Source organism: Parvibaculum indicum, from assembly GCF_011762095.1.
Classification (GTDB): Bacteria; Pseudomonadota; Alphaproteobacteria; order Parvibaculales; family Parvibaculaceae; genus Parvibaculum; species Parvibaculum indicum.
This window is the reverse complement of sequence record NZ_JAASQO010000010.1, coordinates 1-15,000: the sequence shown is the minus strand read 5'-3', so window position 1 is coordinate 15,000 and position 15,000 is coordinate 1. Positions and strand designations below refer to the sequence as shown.

Here is a 15,000-nt window from a genome sequence, read left to right as displayed (position 1 = left end):
GGTCGTTATGGCGTTCGCGCCATCGCAGCCTGTGCAGCAGTGCCGGATCTGCAACCGCCTTGTTGCACGCAAGGTTTGCACATGCTTCGACCCACAGGTTTTCGAACCAATAAAATGAAGCGTGATCGGGTAAGTTGAATGATTTGTCTGATCTCTCCATTACCGTTTCCCGGCCGGATCGCCTCGGCGCTCCGGGATGGGCAGTGGTAATGAGAGTAATCAAGCGTCTTAAGAGCATCTGGTGGATGCCTTGGCGCGCAGAGGCGATGAAGGACGTGGCACGCTGCGATAAGCCGCGGGGAGCTGTGAGCAAGCTTTGATCCGTGGATTTCCGAATGGGGAAACCCGGCCGTAAGGTCATCCTTGTCTGAATACATAGGGCAAGGAAGCGAACCCAGGGAACTGAAACATCTAAGTACCTGGAGGAAAGGACATCAACCGAGACTCCGCTAGTAGTGGCGAGCGAACGCGGACCAGGCCAATGCCCTGGATCTTCTAACTGGAACCGTCTGGAAAGTCGGGCCTCAGCGGGTGATAGCCCCGTACAGGTGTTGAAGGTTCAGGGATACGAGTAGGGCGGGACACGTGAAATCCTGTCTGAACATGGGGGGACCACCCTCCAAGCCTAAGTACTCCTGCGCGACCGATAGTGCACAAGTACCGTGAGGGAAAGGTGAAAAGCACCCCGACGAGGGGAGTGAAAGAGTTCCTGAAACCGGATGCTTACAAACAGCTGGAGCCTGAAATGGTGACAGCGTACCTTTTGTATAATGGGTCAGCGACTTAATCTAACGAGCAAGCTTAAGCCGATAGGTGTAGGCGTAGCGAAAGCGAGTCTGAATAGGGCGTTTAGTTCGTTGGATTAGACCCGAAACCGAGTGATCTAGCCATGAGCAGGCTGAAGGTGCGGTAACACGCACTGGAGGGCCGAACCCACGTCTGTTGAAAAAGACGGGGATGACTTGTGGCTAGGGGTGAAAGGCCAATCAAACTCGGAAATAGCTGGTTCTCCGCGAAATCTATTTAGGTAGAGCGTCGGATGAATACTCCTGGGGGTAGAGCACTGGATGGGCTATGGGGGCTTACCGCCTTACTGATCCTAACCAAACTCCGAATACCAGGAAGTACTATCCGGCAGACACACGGCGGGTGCTAACGTCCGTCGTGGAGAGGGAAACAACCCTGACCGCCAGCTAAGGTCCCTAAGTTATGGCTAAGTGTGAAAGGATGTGGGGCCCCCAAAACAACCAGGATGTTGGCTTAGAAGCAGCCATCATTTAAAGAAAGCGTAACAGCTCACTGGTCTAGATAAGGGGCCCTGCGCCGAAAATGTAACGGGGCTAAAGCCATATACCGAAGCTGCGGGTGCACTTTGTGCGCGGTAGCGGAGCGTTCCGTAAGCCTGTGAAGGGTGATCCGTGAGGACGCCTGGAGGTATCGGAAGTGAGAATGCTGACATGAGTAACGACAAACAGTGTGAGAGACACTGTCGCCGAAAGTCCAAGGGTTCCTGCGTAAAGTTAATCTGCGCAGGGTTAGCCGGCCCCTAAGGCGAGGGCGAAAGCCGTAGTCGATGGGAACCACGTTAATATTCGTGGGCCAGAGGGTAGTGACGAATCCCGGAAGTTGTCAGGTCTTATTGGATTGATCTGGCAGCCTAGGGGTTCCAGGAAATAGCTCCCTCATTAGACCGTACCCCAAACCGACACAGGTGGACTGGTAGAGCATACCAAGGCGCTTGAGAGAACGATGCTGAAGGAACTCGGCAAATTGCCTCCGTAACTTCGGGAGAAGGAGGCCCTCGGCTTGGGCAACCAGGTCGGGGGGGCACAGACCAGGGGGTAGCGACTGTTTACTAAAAACACAGGGCTCTGCGAAGTTGCAAAACGACGTATAGGGTCTGACGCCTGCCCGGTGCCGGAAGGTTAAGAGGAGAGGTGCAAGCCTTGAATTGAAGCCCCGGTAAACGGCGGCCGTAACTATAACGGTCCTAAGGTAGCGAAATTCCTTGTCGGGTAAGTTCCGACCTGCACGAATGGCGTAACGACTTCCCCGCTGTCTCCAGCATCGACTCAGTGAAATTGAATTCCCCGTGAAGATGCGGGGTTCCTGCGGTCAGACGGAAAGACCCCGTGCACCTTTACTATAGCTTTGCAGTGGCATTAGTGACGACATGTGTAGGATAGGTGGCAGGCTTTGAAGTCCGGGCGCCAGCTCGGATGGAGCCATCCTTGAAATACCACCCTTGTTTTCATTGATGTCTAACCGCGGCCCGTTATCCGGGTCCGGGACACTGCATGGTGGGTAGTTTGACTGGGGCGGTCGCCTCCCAAAGAGTAACGGAGGCGCGCGATGGTAGGCTCAAGCTGGTCGGAAATCAGCTGATGAGTGCAATGGCATAAGCCTGCCTGACTGCGAGACGTACATGTCGAGCAGAGACGAAAGTCGGTCATAGTGATCCGGTGGTTCCACGTGGAAGGGCCATCGCTCAACGGATAAAAGGTACGCCGGGGATAACAGGCTGATGATTCCCAAGAGTCCATATCGACGGAATCGTTTGGCACCTCGATGTCGGCTCATCACATCCTGGGGCTGGAGCAGGTCCCAAGGGTTCGGCTGTTCGCCGATTAAAGTGGTACGTGAGCTGGGTTTAGAACGTCGTGAGACAGTTCGGTCCCTATCTGCCGTGGGTGTAGGAAAATTGAGAGGATCTGTCCCTAGTACGAGAGGACCGGGATGGACGTACCTCTGGTGGACCGGTTGTCGCGCCAGCGGCACAGCCGGGTAGCTATGTACGGAAGGGATAACCGCTGAAAGCATCTAAGCGGGAAACCCACCTCAAAACCAGTTTTCCCTTGAGAGCCGTGGAAGACGACCACGTTGATAGGCCAGGTGTGGAAGTGCAGCAATGCATGTAGCTTACTGGTACTAATCGCTCGATAGGCTTGATTACTCTCATTTATCACTGCCCATTCGCCGCTCTTTACGAGTTGGGGCGCATGGAGCGTGGAGAGAGACAGACGACAAATCATTCATTCCGATGTGTTTCGCCGGCCCGGTGGTTATAGCGAGGAGCCCGCACCCGATCCCATCTCGAACTCGGCCGTTAAACTCCTCAGCGCCGATGGTACTTTGTCTTAAGGCATGGAAGAGTAGGTCGCTGCCGGGCCTGCCAAGCACATTCAAATATTCCTTCTTCATGATGTTCTGTTTTGCCTGTCTCGTAATTCGCAAGCCTTGGCAGTCTCGCTTCGATGAACGGGACGGATCGGCTGCCGGTTCGAGGCAGTCCGCATTCAAGGAATTGGCGCGGGGTGGAGCAGCCCGGTAGCTCGTCAGGCTCATAACCTGAAGGTCGCAGGTTCAAATCCTGCCCCCGCAACCAAAATTATCATTATATATCAATAACTTACCAAAAACGCCCGCCGAACCCAGGCGGGCGCTTTTGCGTCCCGGTACCATATAGGTACCACCCGAAATCAAGCTCAGGCCAGCTTGCCAACGCGATCTTGGTTCCCGAGATGTGGATAATGGATCGTCGAGTCGGCAGGATGGTGTCTGCAATTCCGTCTCTTCCATCCATCACGTACGTTTGTTGTTCCAGATTCGCCACCAGTGTATTTGCAATTACTATTCGACACTTCCCTTCCACTCCAAAATCAATTGACGCGTGCTGATCGGAACAGTGCCCATCTGCGTCATCCGCGCCATCGCGGTGTTGTGGATATCCGATGAAGTCCCTCTCGTCGCGTCCACCACAAGGTATACGTCGAAACCCTCCTCCAAGGCGCTGAGCGCGGCAAAGGTAATTGAATCATCGGACCACATTCCGCAGAGAATTAACCGGTTGCGTTGACAAGATCGTATATGGTCCCGAAAAGAGTCATTCGCCCACGGATTTATTGTTTCGCGCCAAATCGCATTTTTCCACGAGCCATGGCTGTCTGTGTTTATCAGTTTAGCATTCCGTGCACGATTCGATCGCGCGGTGACGATTGTCGGGATTTTGAGCCCTTCCGCTGTTTTCAGAAGCAGACCAACTACTTCGGTGAAACGCTGCGCTTCTTCAGGCGGCAGGCCAGCCGAAAAATCGGCAAGGTAGTCTATAAGAACAACGACGCAATGTTCCGGGTTCAAGAGTAAACCGAATGACTTCGAACTGGACGACTCCGTTGACCGGTTCATTTCACGAATTCTCCGGACTTTTACGCAGACGCAATAACCGCAGCGCGTTGGCAACCACCAGCAAGGAAGCGCCCGTATCCGCAGCGATAGCGCCCCAGAGCGTTGCGTAGCCGGCGAAGGTGAGCACGACGAAGACCGCTTTGACGCCAAGTGAAAAAACGATGTTCTGCTGAATGATAACGAGCGTTCGTTTGGCGTGATGCACCAGCCAAGGCAGTTTCGAGATGTCATCTGTCATGAGCGCGACATCGGCGGTCTCGATCGCCGCATCGGAGCCGATCGCGCCCATGGCGATGCCAAGGTTGGCGCGCGCCAGGGCCGGTGCGTCATTGACACCGTCGCCGACCATCGCCACCGTGCCGTAGCGCGCGACAAGCTCTTCGATCTTCTTGACCTTGTCGTCCGGCAGCAGTTCGGCGTGCACCTCGTCGATGCCGAGGTTGCGGGCGATGGCATTGGCCGTGACCCGGTTGTCGCCGGTCAGCATAACCACATGCCCAATGCCGGCGGCATGCAGTTGTTGCACGATTTCCCGCGCCTCCGGCCGGACCGTATCCGCGACTGCGATGAGGCCGCAGACGTGCCGCGGGTTGCCGACGGCAATGACTGTTTTGCCGTCTGCTTCCAACGTTTCCGCCCGTTTCGCGGTCTCGGGCGTATCCTGACCGCGTTCGACGACGTAGCGGTGGGAGCCGAGCCAGAACGGTTCGCCATCGAAGGTGCCGGTCAGTCCCTTTCCCCTTAGAACCCGCACGTCGCTCGCTGGCGCAAGCGCGATCCCCCGCTGATCGGCGTAGCGCAGAATAGCGCTCGCAAGTGGATGCGTGGAGCGTGCCTCAAGGGCTGCGGCACGGGCCACCAACTCAGCCTCGGTATGGTTTCCGAGCGGGATGACCTGCGCCACCGTGGGCTCGGCCCGCGTGATCGTTCCGGTCTTGTCCATGGCGATTGCCTTGAGATGCGCGGGAAGCTCCACATAGGCGCCGCCTTTGACCAGCACGCCGGCGCGCGCCGACGATGCCAGCGCGGCGACGATGGAAACCGGTGTCGAAATGACCAACGCGCACGGACAAGCGATCACGAGCAGGACCAGGGCCCGATAGAACCACTCGTCCCACGCTCCGCCGAGGGCCAGTGGCGGCACCAGGAAGACAAAAAGTGCGAGAGCCATGACCGCCGGCGTGTAGACACGCGCAAATCGCTCCACCCATTGCTCCGAGGGCGCGCGGCGGGCGTGAGCTTCCTCGACCATGCGGATGATGCGCGCGAGCATGGTGTCCCCGGCCGCCTTGGCGGCCTCCACCGTGAGCGTTCCGTCACCGTTGACCGTGCCGGCGAAGACCTCGGTGCCGGGCGTCTTTTCGACCGGCACGCTTTCGCCGGTGATGGGCGCTTGATTGACAGCGCTGGTCCCTGCAACGACCCGTCCGTCCAGGCCGATGCGGTCGCCCGCGGGAACAATGAAGCGGTCACCAGGGCTGACATCGGCCACCGGCACCGCCACCTCCGATCCATCCGCGCGAAGGAGCCGCACGGTGGGCGGCGCAAGGTCGAGAAGAGCAGCAATGGCACGGCGCGCTCGACCGACGCTCCAGCTTTCCAGCGTCAACGACAGCGCGAAGAGGAACGCAACCGTCGCCGCCTCGAACCATTCGCCGATGATGATGGCGCCGGCGACGGCGACCGTCATCAAGAGGTTCATGTCTGGCCGCACACCGCGCACTGCGTACCAGGCCTTGACGATGACGAAGCGAATGCCGAAGCCGATGGCGAGCGCATAAGCCGCGATCTCGGGCAAAGGCACGACTTTTCCGTCGTGACCGGCGAGAAGCCGAATAGCCTCAGTGAAGCCGCCCGCGAGCCAAACGTGGGTAAGAAAACCGGCAACGACAAACAGGCCGCTGAGACTTGTGAACGAGACGAGTTGGCTTCGGCGGCGATCGCTCTCATCACGCCCACTTTTCTCGCCGGCGCGCCATTCGATCGCCGTCATGCCCGTCCGACGGACGGCTCGCCGGATCTGATCGGCGGAGACCGGCGGAGCTTCGGCGAGCACTGTCATGCGGCCGTTCAAAACGTCGAATGCGAGATTGTCCTCTCCGCCGACAAGCGGGCCGACTTCGCGGCGGAGTACCGCCACTTCCTCGGCGCAATCGAGCCCGCGCACCTTGAAGGTCAGGCGGGACGCATCAGGTGCGGGCGCCATCAGGACGCATTTCCGTCGTCGATCGGATAGGCGCTTTCGATCTCGCTGACATAAACCCAGCCGGCGCTCTTCTGGCCGGTGCGGCCATTTTCGCGAATCAACGCCAAGGCCTGGTCGACCTTGTCCGCCTCGCAGACAAGCTCCAGCTTCACCTCCGTGATGACTTTTTCGCCGATCTCAATGGAATATTGCTGTTCCCGGGAATCGAGGGCTTTCAACATGCCCTTGATGTCGATCACGGAAATGTTCCGGAACCCCGCCGTCTTGAGCGCATGAACAACGTCGGCGATCCGGTTACGGTGAATGAACGCTTTGACTTCCTTCATGTCAGACCTCCTGCGGTTCGAGCTGTCGGGCGGTTTCCACGGGTCGCGCTACGCGCGTCTCCATCCACTCATAGATGACGGGGAGAAGGACGAGCGTCAGCAGCGTCGACGTGATCAGCCCGCCGACCACGACGGTAGCAAGCGGCCGCTGGGTTTCGGCGCCGACACCCGACGACAGCAGCATGGGGATCAGGCCGAGGATTGCGACGCTCGCCGTCATCAGCACTGGGCGGAGCCTGAGTTCCGTTCCGCGTCGTACGGCTTCCCCAACGCCCAGTCCCTTTTCGCGCAATCCATTGATGAATTCGACGAGGACAATGCCGTTGAGCATGGCGACACCGAAGACCGCGATGAAGCCGATCGCCGACGGCACCGACAGATATTGCCCGGTGATGGCGAGCGAAATCAGCCCGCCGATGGTGGCGAACGGCACATTGGCGATGATCAGCGTTGCGTGTCGGATCGAGTTGAACGCGGTGTACAGAAGGACGAAGATGAAAAAGATCGTCAGCGGTACGATGATCGAAAGGCGCGTGAGCGCGCGCTGCTGGTTCTCGAAAGCACCGCCCCATTCAATCCAATAGCCGGGCGGCAATTCCACATTTTGCTTGATTGCCCGGTTTGCATCCTGAACAAAGCCGTCAATGTCGCGTCCGCGGACGTCCATCTGGATCACCGCATAACGCTGCAATTGCTCACGCCGAACGAAGGAATAGCCTTCCGCGACCGAGACATCCGCGACACGGCTTAACGGAATGATCGCCCCATCGGCCGTACGCAGTGGGATCGCCTTGATCGCCTCGATGGAAGTTTTCGAGGAGTCCTGAAGCCGGGCCGTGATGTCGAATCGCTTGACGCCGTCGATAAGTGTCGAGACCGGCTCGTTGCCGATTCCGGTGCGGACGATAGTCAGAACATCGTCAGCGTTAAGGCCATAACGGGCGAGTTGCTCCCGGTCTACTTCGATCCGCACCTGCGGCTTGCCGAGATTGGCTTCGAGCGATAGATCGGCCACACCGGGGACAGAGGCGATCGCGTTCTTAATCTCCTGGCTCAGGCGATCGAGCTCGCCCAAATCCTCGCCGTAGAGCTTCGCCGCCAAGGTGGCGCGTACCCCCGAGATCAGTTCTTCCACCCGCATCTGGATCGGCTGGGTGAAAGCGATGACGGCGGTGGGAACGACCTCTTCCAATTTCTCGCGCATGGCGTCCGCCAGTTCCTCAATCGAACGGCCCGACTTCCATTCCCCCTCAGGTTTCAAGGCGGTGTAGATCTCCATGTAGTTGACGTCGGCAGTCTCGCCCTTCTCGGCCCGGCCGATCATGGCGAGTGTGGTCTCGACTTCCGGGAAGTCCGACAATGCCGCCGAAATGTCATTCGAGACCTTGATCGACTGGTCGAGCGAGGTGGACGGAATCGACGTCACCCGCCACATGATGGAGCCTTCCTGCAATTGCGGCATGAACTCTTTCCCGAGAAAGGGAAAAAGCGCGAGACTGAACAGGAGCAAGGCGCCGGCGGCCATCACGACCTTTCGCTTGTTTGCGAGCGACCAGGCGAGCAGGGGCAGATAGCCGCGCTTGATCCAGCGCACGAGCATGGTATCGCGCTCTTCCTTGGGCTTAAGGATGAGCGCCGCCAGGACCGGTATGATCGTCAGCGTCAGGAGCAGCGAGCCCGCCATGGCGAAGCTGATGTTGAAGGCCATCGGCTTGAACATCTTGCCTTCGAGGCCTTCAAGGCTGAAAAGAGGCAGGAACACGACGATGATGATGAGGATCGCGAAGGCGATCGGATTGGCGACTTCGCGCGCTGCTGCCAATACGGCAGCCGTTCGGTTGACCTCCTCGCCGTGCGAGCGGCGCTCCGCCATGATCCGGAAGGAATTCTCGACCATGACCACGGCGCCATCGACCATCATGCCAATACCGATGGCGAGCCCCGCGAGCGACATCAAATTGGACGACAGGCCGGCCTGTTCCATGAAGATGAAGGCGATCAGCATGGCGAGCGGCAGCGCGGCGATGACCACAAACGCCGAGCGGAGTTCGCCGAGGAATAGGAAGAGCACAATGGCGACCAGGATCGAGCCTTCGATAAGCGCACGTTCCGCCGTCGAGACGGCCTCCTCGACAAGTTCCGTGCGGTCGTAGATCGGCTTCAGTGCGACGCCGTCAGGCAAGGCCTGTTCGGCCACGGAAAGTTTCTCCTTGACCGCATCGACGACGTTCTTGGCGTTCTCGCCGATGCGTGACAAGGCCATGCCAAGGACGACCTCCTTGCCGTCCCGGGTCACTGCGCCAAAGCGCAGTGACGGGGCCTGCGTGACAGTCGCCACATCGCGCACATAAACGGGGGTACCGTCCTCAACCTTGAGGACAATGTTGCCGATATCGCGCTTACCATCGACGAGACCGAGGCCCCGGACCAAAAACTGCTCCGGTCCCTGATCGATATATTGCCCGCCGACCTGACGGTTGTTGGCCTCGATCGCCTCCATCACATCGCTGTAGCCGAGCTTGTATTTAATGAGTTTCAGCGGGTCGATCTGCACCTGATACTGGCGTTCCTGGCCACCCCAGGACATGACGTCATCGACCCCCGGCGCGGTCCGCAGGATGAGACGGATCGACCAGTCCTGCAGTGTGCGCAGGTCCATATCGGTGATATCGCCCGCGAGCTTTTCGTCGGCGCGCTCCAGCGTGTACCAGAAGACCTGTCCGAGGCCGGAGGAGTTCGGCCCCATTTCCGGCGTGCCGTAGCCCTCGGGAATGCGGTCGCGGACTTCCGCAAGCCGCTCCATGACGAGCCGGCGCGCGAAATAGATGTCCACGTCGTCTTCGAAATAGACCGAGACGTAAGAGAGACCGAACAGGCTGACCGAGCGGATCTGATCGACATCGGGCAGGCCGGCCATGGCCGATTCCACGGGGAATGTGAGAAGTTGCTCGACATCTTCTGCGGCGAGGCCAGGCGACTCCGTGTAGATATTCACCTGGACCGGGGTCACATCCGGAAAGGCGTCGATGGGAACCGTCGTCACCGCCTGCCAGCCGAGAAAGGCGATCACCAGAAAGGCGATGATCACAAGAAATTTGTATTGAAGCGAAAGTTCAACGAGCTTGTTCAACATGATCTATCTCCTCAGTGCCCGTGGCCTTCGCCCATCTGGGATTTCTGGATGAGCGACTTGAGGAGAAAGACCTCATTCGTCGCGATTTCATCGCCCGCGCTCAGACCGGCCGCGACCTCAATCCAGCCGCCGCGCGTCATACCGGTCTTAATCGCCGTCGGGTGAAGTTCGTCGCCTTCGACTTTGAAGACAGTCGGATTGCCGTCCATAAGCGTGACGGCCGCCTCCGGTACGGCGAGTGCTTGTTTGCCATCACCGACTCCAACCGCAACGCTGACATATTGGCCGGGATGTAACTCGTCGCCTGCATTGTCGACCTCGACACGGATCGGCAAGGTGCGCGTCGTCTCGTCAAGCGTGTGGTGGACCTGAACGATCCGGCCGCCGACCGCGTGGTCCTTGTCGATCAGAATACGGACGGAAGAGCCGACCTCGGCATGAGCAGCCTGATCGGGCGTAAGCTGGGCTTGCACCCACACCCGGCTTTCATCCGTGATCTGAAACAGCACGCGCCCCGCATCCACGACTTCGCCGACAACGAAATCGTCCTTGATGACCGTACCGTCCTGCGGAGCCAAAAGGTCGAATGTTCCAGTGGCTTTCGAAGCGTCACCGTTTTTGACCAGCGCCTCTATCTGCTCCGGTGTCATGCCGAAGGCTAAGAGCTTGGCGCGTGCCTGCTCGGCAGCCACCTGCGCTTCCACATAACGCCGCTCGGAAACGATCTCACGCCCCAGCTCGCGCACGCGGCTCCATTCGCGCGTGGCAACGATCAGGTTTCCTTGCGCATCCGCCATCTCGACGCTGGACAAAGTAACAAGCGCTTGTCCGGTCTTCACATGGTCCCCAAGCCTTGCCTGCCGGGCGACGATTTGAGCGGAAATTCTCGGGGCGATCTGCGCTGATCGGTATAGATCGAGCGTCACCTCGCCCGGTACAACGGCTTCGTCGGTGAGGACCCTCATGTCCACAGGCGCCGTGGTGACGCCCTTTGCCTTGCGATCGGCGGCGGTCATTTCGACGACACCGCCTTCTTCATGCTCCTCGCCGTGTTCCGTCTCTTGCGACGCTGGAGCAGCGACTTCATTCTTTGCGTTCGGCGGCTGATTGATCAGCGCGAAAGCGGCGCCGGCGATGACGATCGCGATGGCTGCGACGCCCAAGGACAATTTCATTTTCCTGGTCATTGGATATTCTCCACCCATTCGCTGATCGCGGCGGAAGCTTCCAGCCAGTCGAACCATGTGGCCCAGAGACGGCCCTTGAGCTCAACACCGGCGCTCTCCGTTGCGAAGGTTTGATTGAGTTGAATGATGTAATCGACGGCGCCGACCTCGCCCGCTTCCCACAGCCGCTGCAGGAGCGCACGTTGCTCGTCGAGCGGCGCGGCCCCTTGGGCGGTCCAGGCTTGCCAAGCGCCGAGCGCCGTTTCATAGCGCCGAAGGCTTGCGGCAAGCCGTGCTTCGACCCTGCGTCTCAAGTCACGGTAGCTTTGTTCTCTCGCGATTGAACCGGCCCTGGCGGCGTCGACTTCGGCGCTGTACGTATTGCGAATGGGCAGGGGAATGGACAGCCGTATCCCGAACAGTGTCGAGGACTCTCTTTGCCCTAAGGGATCGAGTGCGCTTCGCGCTTCACCAACTTTGACGCCTAAAGTCGGGTCAGGTATGCGATTCCGCTTCGCCACGCTGACGAAAGCGCGCGCCGCTTCTGTATCGGCCTGCGCCGATTGAAGTTCCGGGAGCGCATCGACATTCACTACCTCGATTGAGGGACGCTTTTGCGGAGGTGAACCGGTAAGCGGCGGCGGTGGCGGCATCACGCCGCCGACGACAGCTATCAGGCGTTCCTCCGCTTGCGAGAACTCGATGCTCGCCGTGCTCGCCGCAGCTCGCGCTTCAGCCAGAGTCAATCGGGCCGTCAGCAGGTCCGATTGCGGCAGGTCGCCGGCGCGATTGCGCCGTTCAGCGAGCGCAAGGAACTCTTCATCTAGCCTGACACGTTGCTCGGCTATGCGAACCGCGTCTCGGCGCGCCTGATAGTCCGACAACGCAATAAGGAGATTGGCAAGCAAAGTCTTGCGCGTGATGGCGAACCGCGCTTCCGCGGCGACCACCTCGGCCGTGGCGACGTTGGCGCGCGCCCGCCGTTTGCCGCTGAGATCGAGCGTCTGTGATAGCCCGACCGACTTTGAATTGTCGAGCGCTTCCTCGTATTCAAGCTCGATCTCGGGATTGTAGAGCGGTTGCGCTTGGCCGCGTGCCTGGGCGCGCGCGGCATCCAGTTCGGCCTGGGCCTGACGCAGGGCCGGATGATCGCTCAGGACACTGAAAACAAATTCCCTGAGCGCGATGTCCGGTGCAGCGCTCTCCTCCGCTAAGCCGGGCTCAACAAGCCAAAGGCTCGCGATGACGGCGCCGAAAAGCGCCAGTTTTTGGCATTTCATTCATTGAACTCTCTGTCTCGGTTACCGGGGTGCACGCGCCACCACGATGCCGTGTTCGCGCACAGACTCAGGGCATAGAGAGTTCAGGCGTTGGGAGGGGGGACCGGCGGACCTTGGCCGGCGGAATTCTTCCCGGCGTTGTCGCGCGGGAATTCTTGATCGGTCAGCGCGGCATAGGTGTTTTCACCGGCGAGTCCGATGGCCGCCATATGGTGTAGGCTGTGGCAACCACAATGGATTTCGCAGCCGTCAAAGGCTTGCTTGTCCTGATCGTGATCCGACTGAGTATGGAATTCGAGCCCGTCAACCGGCGCAGCGTCAAGGATCGCGATGTCGGCGAATTGAATCGCGACAAATACAACCATCCCAAGCAGTAGCAAGACCTTCTTCATCCTGCGCGATACTAACCGTATGTGGTTAACAATCCTCAAAATCCATCCCTGAGCGACCATCGGTCCCGAATGGGAAACCGTCATTGCGCCTCGCATGCATGACATATAACATCTACAGTAGCTGTAGAAGCAAGCCAAAATTTCGATAGGGACCGAAGAAGACTATGTACACGATCGGCCATGTGGCGCGCGCGACGGACTGTAAGGTTCAGACGATCCGCTATTACGAACAGATCGGCATTTTGCCACAGGCCCCACGCTCCGAGGGCAACCGGCGACTCTACGCGCAAGCCGACATCGACCGTCTGGCGTTCATCCGGCACGCCCGCGAGCTCGGTTTTCCCCTGGATTCAATCCGCGATCTTTTGAGCCTATCCGACAATCCGGACCAACCCTGCGACGCGGCGGACGCGATCGCCTGTCGGCAACTCGACCAAGCAAACCGCCGGATTGAGCGTTTGAACGCGCTGAAACGCGAATTGGAGCGGATGATCAAACAATGCCGCGGTGGCAAAATCTCCGACTGCCGCGTCATCGAGGTGCTTAGCGACCATGGACAATGCTTGAAGGATGATCACCAGATGGCAGAGGCCAGCCCATGATCGCGAAAGCCTTCGCTCCCTTGGCCGTCTATATTGCCGCTGCTGTGGCCGAGATTGCGGGCTGCTTTGCCTTCTGGGCTTGGCTTCGCTTGCATAAATCTGCGGTCTGGCTGCTGCCGGGCATGGTCAGCCTTGCAGCATTCGCCTTTCTTTTGACCCGGATCGACAGCGATTTCGCGGGTCGGGCGTATGCAGCCTACGGGGGAATTTACATCGCATCCTCGCTGGCGTGGCTTTGGCTGGCGGAAGCTCAGCGCCCCGACCGATGGGATCTGACCGGCGCAGCGATTTGTCTTTTCGGCGCCGTAGTCATTCTTTTTGGTCCGCGCTCGGTTTGATGAGGAAGGTGGAATGAGCGAGCCCTTGCGCGAGCGAACTTACGCCCGGCTGTTCGCCGCCCTGAGCAGCGGCCCTTTTGGGTACCGGACGCGGCCGTAGCGTCGGCGCTGGCGCGCGTCCGGCCGGAGGCCGGACCGGGCTCTATTCCGCTAAGGCCGCTGGCGCGGCCTTAGCTCCACGGAGCCCGCGCTTCGCGCGGTCTCCGCCCATTCGGGTAACGATCCCTCGCGCGAGGCCGGACCTTTGGTCCGGCATACGGACGCCGCCCTTTCGGGCGGCGACTTTTTTATAGCCTTTTCCCGGTGCGGGGGGCGGCCGGACACTCCCTTGTAGCCCCGCCGGGACGGCCCGCAACCGCCTTGGCTTTATGTCCGTCCACGTCGGTTTTCTCGTCCTACCAAGACAGTTGCGTCCCGCCTGACCCGGCGGGGCTCCCGGTCGCTTACCGCCCGCCCCCCTTCCGGGAAAAGGCGCGCGCAGAGGACCAGAGGGAGCCGCAATCATGGAGCCAAGAACCGCAAACGCCAGCGCAAGCGGAAAGCATGGGCGCAGAAAGAGCCGCGCCACAGGCGCGGAGAAGCCGAATCTCTATGACGAGGTGACGGCCCGCATCATCGCCGAGCTTGAGGCGGGCCGCGCACCTTGGGTGCAGCCTTGGGGCGCGCCGGGCGCGAAGGCTGGGCTTGGCTTACCCAAGAACGCGCTTACCGGGCGAACCTATTCCGGCGTCAATATCCTGATCCTGTGGCATCACGTCGTGCGCGCGGGCTTCGCGACGCAAACATGGCTGACCTATCGCCAAGCCCAAGAGATGGGCGGCCATGTCATGAAGGGCGAGCGCGGCATCACCGCGTGCCACGCCGATACCTTCATTCCCAAGGCCGAGCGCGAGCGGGCCGAGCAGGACGGCGACGAGCCGGGCCGCGTGCCGTTCCTCAAACGCTTCACCCTGTTCAACGTGGAGCAGTGCGAAGGCCTGCCCGATGAAGCCTACGCGGGCGCGGCCCCACTGCCCGAAGCCGAAATCATTCCGCAGGCCGAGCGTCTCATCGAAGCGACGGGCGCGGATTTCCGCATCGGCGGAACGAAGGCTTTCTATGTGCCGAGCCAAGACTTCATCCACGTACCGCCGCAGCCCGCATTCTTCGAGCAGGTGAACTACTATCGCACCTGTTTTCACGAGCTTGGCCACTGGACCGGCCACGAGACGAGACTCGCCCGCGACCTGTCCCATTCCTTCGGCTCGAAACCCTACGCCCGCGAGGAACTGGTCGCGTTATCTTGACAGTCTGCACCGATTGTCAGTGTCCTGCTTGACGTCGATGCAACAGGACTGACGGAGGCGTTATCCGGGCCGGCCGCAGCGCTCCC

General features: G+C 59.7%; 9 protein-coding genes, 1 tRNA gene, 2 rRNA genes and 1 pseudogene. 6 read left to right on the top strand and 7 right to left on the bottom strand.

The annotated features are described in order from the left end of the window. The first annotated feature begins 217 nt into the window (after window positions 1-217). The 3 genes from FHS78_RS12795 (at window position 218) to FHS78_RS12785 (ending at window position 3,385) form a co-directional block, all read left to right on the top strand. A 23S ribosomal RNA gene (locus tag FHS78_RS12795) occupies window positions 218-2,953 on the top strand. A 101-nt stretch (window positions 2,954-3,054) separates the two neighbouring features. After that, window positions 3,055-3,169, top strand: a 5S ribosomal RNA gene (gene rrf / locus FHS78_RS12790). Between the two features lie 139 nt (window positions 3,170-3,308). Continuing rightward, a tRNA-Met gene (locus FHS78_RS12785) sits at window positions 3,309-3,385 on the top strand. 245 nt (window positions 3,386-3,630) lie between these two features. Here the strand turns inward: FHS78_RS12785 and FHS78_RS12780 are convergent. From FHS78_RS12780 to FHS78_RS12750, 7 genes are all read right to left on the bottom strand, one after another. Then, window positions 3,631-4,185 carry an isochorismatase family protein gene (locus tag FHS78_RS12780; RefSeq protein ID WP_089413307.1) on the bottom strand — a complete coding sequence of 185 codons (555 nt, stop codon included), beginning with the start codon at window positions 4,183-4,185 and terminating at the stop codon, window positions 3,631-3,633. A 1-nt stretch (window position 4,186) separates the two neighbouring features. Next, window positions 4,187-6,391, bottom strand: a complete 2,205-nt coding sequence (locus FHS78_RS12775) for a heavy metal translocating P-type ATPase (RefSeq protein WP_089413306.1) — start codon at window positions 6,389-6,391, stop codon at window positions 4,187-4,189. Then, complete coding sequence (locus FHS78_RS12770) at window positions 6,391-6,717, bottom strand: P-II family nitrogen regulator (protein ID WP_089413305.1); 327 nt, start codon at window positions 6,715-6,717, stop codon at window positions 6,391-6,393. The genes FHS78_RS12775 and FHS78_RS12770 overlap by 1 nt, the downstream gene beginning before the upstream one ends. 1 nt (window position 6,718) lies before the next feature. Beyond that, window positions 6,719-9,850, bottom strand: a complete 3,132-nt coding sequence (locus tag FHS78_RS12765) for an efflux RND transporter permease subunit (protein WP_167094769.1) — start codon at window positions 9,848-9,850, stop codon at window positions 6,719-6,721. Between the two features lie 11 nt (window positions 9,851-9,861). Continuing rightward, window positions 9,862-11,037, bottom strand: a complete 1,176-nt coding sequence (locus tag FHS78_RS12760; protein WP_167094768.1) for an efflux RND transporter periplasmic adaptor subunit — start codon at window positions 11,035-11,037, stop codon at window positions 9,862-9,864. Next, the gene (locus FHS78_RS12755) at window positions 11,034-12,296 is read right to left on the bottom strand and encodes a TolC family protein (RefSeq protein ID WP_167094767.1); all 1,263 of its coding nucleotides are present in this window, start codon (window positions 12,294-12,296) and stop codon (window positions 11,034-11,036) included. Before FHS78_RS12755 ends, FHS78_RS12760 begins: the two co-directional genes overlap by 4 nt. Window positions 12,297-12,379: 83 nt before the next feature. Further along, the gene (locus tag FHS78_RS12750) at window positions 12,380-12,772 is read right to left on the bottom strand and encodes a hypothetical protein (protein WP_167094766.1); all 393 of its coding nucleotides are present in this window, start codon (window positions 12,770-12,772) and stop codon (window positions 12,380-12,382) included. 80 nt (window positions 12,773-12,852) lie between these two features. On the opposite strand from FHS78_RS12750, the gene FHS78_RS12745 reads away from it, so the two are divergent. The 3 genes and pseudogenes from FHS78_RS12745 to FHS78_RS12735 all read left to right on the top strand — a co-directional run. Further along, window positions 12,853-13,290 (top strand): MerR family transcriptional regulator, encoded by a 438-nt coding sequence (locus FHS78_RS12745; RefSeq protein ID WP_167094765.1) that lies wholly within the window; start codon window positions 12,853-12,855, stop codon window positions 13,288-13,290. After that, window positions 13,287-13,628 carry a YnfA family protein gene (locus FHS78_RS12740; protein WP_089413300.1) on the top strand — a complete coding sequence of 114 codons (342 nt, stop codon included), beginning with the start codon at window positions 13,287-13,289 and terminating at the stop codon, window positions 13,626-13,628. Before FHS78_RS12745 ends, FHS78_RS12740 begins: the two co-directional genes overlap by 4 nt. Before the next feature lie 503 nt (window positions 13,629-14,131). Next, window positions 14,132-14,905, top strand: a pseudogene (locus FHS78_RS12735) (ArdC family protein); the annotation flags it as partial. Between the last annotated feature and the right edge of the window lie 95 nt (window positions 14,906-15,000).

Excerpts from the sequence above, each read along its gene's own strand:
- FHS78_RS12780 (WP_089413307.1), bottom strand. The coding sequence starts at position 4,185 with ATGAACCGGTCAACGGAGTCGTCCAGTTCGAAGTCATTCGGTTTACTC.
- FHS78_RS12775 (WP_089413306.1), bottom strand. The coding sequence starts at position 6,391 with ATGGCGCCCGCACCTGATGCGTCCCGCCTGACCTTCAAGGTGCGCGGG.
- FHS78_RS12770 (WP_089413305.1), bottom strand. The coding sequence starts at position 6,717 with ATGAAGGAAGTCAAAGCGTTCATTCACCGTAACCGGATCGCCGACGTT.
- FHS78_RS12765 (WP_167094769.1), bottom strand. The coding sequence starts at position 9,850 with ATGTTGAACAAGCTCGTTGAACTTTCGCTTCAATACAAATTTCTTGTG.
- FHS78_RS12760 (WP_167094768.1), bottom strand. The coding sequence starts at position 11,037 with ATGACCAGGAAAATGAAATTGTCCTTGGGCGTCGCAGCCATCGCGATC.
- FHS78_RS12755 (WP_167094767.1), bottom strand. The coding sequence starts at position 12,296 with ATGAAATGCCAAAAACTGGCGCTTTTCGGCGCCGTCATCGCGAGCCTT.
- FHS78_RS12750 (WP_167094766.1), bottom strand. The coding sequence starts at position 12,772 with ATGACGGTTTCCCATTCGGGACCGATGGTCGCTCAGGGATGGATTTTG.
- FHS78_RS12745 (WP_167094765.1), top strand. The coding sequence starts at position 12,853 with ATGTACACGATCGGCCATGTGGCGCGCGCGACGGACTGTAAGGTTCAG.
- FHS78_RS12740 (WP_089413300.1), top strand. The coding sequence starts at position 13,287 with ATGATCGCGAAAGCCTTCGCTCCCTTGGCCGTCTATATTGCCGCTGCT.